Here is a 2,280-nt window from a genome sequence, read left to right on the forward strand (position 1 = left end):
TAGATTGGTTCAATAAAAAGCGTGTACACAGTGCACTGGGTTATGTATCGCCTTTTGAGTTTGAAGCAATGTACTATGATAAGATTAACCCGTTAGGTCAGGTGGCCTAACTTAAATAAAAAAGTCTCCGACAAACCCGGTACGGTTCAGTTATATGCCAATGGTATCCTTTTGGATCTAAGCATAAAACAAACTCTAAAAACTGAAGACGGTAAAGAGCAATATATAGTTCGTTATGCTTTAAATACAATTCGCTATGATGAAAGAAATTCAATGGATGATTCAGAGAATAATATTGATACTTATAAAATGACATCAAAAGAGTTGTCAACGGCATTTTAAAATTGACCCCTTTTACCTTAAAAATGGCGAAGTAAAATTGACCCCTTTGATCTCGTATTAAGTTTCAACCTGCGGCTGAATCCCAATTCTTTTTTTATCCTTCAAACGATAACTCTCACCCGATATCTGTACCACATGACAGTGATGTAATAGCCGATCTAACATCGCAGCGGTCAACGTAACATCATCCGCAAATGACTTAGACCATTGGCTAAAGGGTAAGTTACTCGTCAATATCGTACTGCCTTTTTCATAACGCTTGGCAATCACGTTAAAGAACAGATTCGCTTCTTCACGTCCAAACGGTAAATAACCAATTTCATCGATAATCAGTAACTTTGGTCCCAGTACCGCACGTTGCATATAGGTTTTCAGTTTACCTTGCTGGTAGGCTGTACTTAGTTGCAGCATGAGATCGGCGGCGGTAATGAACTTGATCTTAATGTTGTTCATGATGGCCTTATAGCCTAATGCCATAGATAAGTGCGTTTTTCCTACTCCGCTAGCCCCGAGAAACACCACATTTTCTGCTCTAGCAATAAAGCTCAGATTGAACAGTTCAATCACCTGTGATTTAGGGGCCCCTAGGGCATAATTAAAATCATAGTCTTCCAGGGTTTTGACTTGAGGCAGGCCTGAGAGTTTCATCAGTACCTGCTGGCTGCGCTGTTGCCTTGCAGCATATTCATGCGTCAAGATCGCTTCAACAAAGTCGGCATAACTTCCATCCTGACCTAATGTTTGTTGTGCATGATGTGACCATTGTGATGCGATGGCAGGCAGATTGAGCTTTTGGCAAAGCTGCTCTATACGGTCGTATTGCAGATTCATCAGGAAACTCCCAGCAACTGGTCATATACCGATAAGGGATGCTGCAAACTCTCGTAGGGCATGACATGCTCTGCTGCTGCAACAGGTACAGTGCTGGAACCTGTATCTGATTGCGGTAATGGCGTAAATTTTTGCTGCTCCTGTTGCAGTCGAACAGCCGGTTTTTCTTGCGTGGTGGCATGAATCCGCTGATTGGCGGTTTCATGCAGCCACCGGCCAATATGGGCATTGGCGACATCAACATCTAACAGTAAACCCGAAGTCTTCAGGCTTGCTTTCAATGGCACAATAAAGCTTGATTTGAGGTATCCATTAAAGCGTTCAACTTTGCCTTTGGTCTGTGCACGGTAGGGCTTACATACGCGGGGACGAAAGCTGTATTTCTTGGCGCAATCGAGCAGTTTGGGGTTCCATTTATGCTGCCCCTCCTGATAGGCATCCCGTTCAATCATGATCGTTTTAGCGTTATCAAACAGGATTTCTTGAGGTACTCCTGCAAAGAACTGAAATGCATTTTCCAGACCATCGATCCATGCATCCGTACGTTCATGATCATAAAATTTCACGAAAGTCGCTCTGGAATACCCTAATGTTGCGACAAAGGCTTTCAAAGTCGTGTTGTTGCGTCGAATTGTGGTGAAATCCACCTGCATTTGTTGGCCAGGTTGGGTTTCAAAACGAATGACTGGCTCCAGTTTGGCAACTGGTTTTAATGTTGCAAGATATTCCCTCAAGATCCTGATCTTTCCTGGATATCCCAACCCTAAAATTTCCTGGTAGAGCACAACGGCAGGAATCCATTCAGGATGTGCTGCATTTACACGATGGAGTAAATAGGGTTTATATGGATCAAGGATACTTATTCTAGGCTGTATACGCTGATACTGAGGTGTTTCCTTCTGCCGTAAATATTTACGCACGGTATTTCGGGACACCCCCAGTTCACGAGTAATAGCTTTAATAGATTTACCCTGTTGATGAAGAATTTGGATTGTCACTGCTTGCTCCAAAGTTAACATGTTGAGCAGTCCAAAATGACCGCTATATTAACCAAGGGGGTCAGTTTTTAAATGCCATTAGGGGGTCATTTTTACACTGCCGCTAACA

At 42.9% G+C, this 2,280-nt stretch carries 3 protein-coding genes; 1 reads left to right on the forward strand and 2 read right to left on the reverse strand.

The genetic code is table 11. From position 1 onward, the window contains the following. The first annotated feature begins 171 nt into the window (after window positions 1–171). Entirely contained in the window at window positions 172–342 is a 171-nt protein-coding gene (locus V6M43_RS00040) for a hypothetical protein (RefSeq protein ID WP_332731992.1), read from the forward strand. Between the two features lie 57 nt (window positions 343–399). On the opposite strand, the gene istB is transcribed toward V6M43_RS00040, so the two are convergent. Beyond that, on the reverse strand, window positions 400–1,173 hold the full coding sequence (gene istB / locus V6M43_RS00045) for an IS21-like element ISAba8 family helper ATPase IstB (RefSeq protein WP_001053379.1): 774 nt from the start codon (window positions 1,171–1,173) through the stop codon (window positions 400–402). Beyond that, the gene (istA, locus tag V6M43_RS00050) at window positions 1,173–2,192 is read right to left on the reverse strand and encodes an IS21-like element ISAba8 family transposase (RefSeq protein ID WP_332731993.1); all 1,020 of its coding nucleotides are present in this window, start codon (window positions 2,190–2,192) and stop codon (window positions 1,173–1,175) included. The genes istB and istA overlap by 1 nt, the downstream gene beginning before the upstream one ends. Window positions 2,193–2,280 lie beyond the last annotated feature (88 nt).

Origin of the sequence: Flavihumibacter sp., assembly GCF_036676075.1 — a bacterium.
Taxonomy (GTDB): domain Bacteria; phylum Bacteroidota; class Bacteroidia; order Chitinophagales; family Chitinophagaceae; genus Flavihumibacter.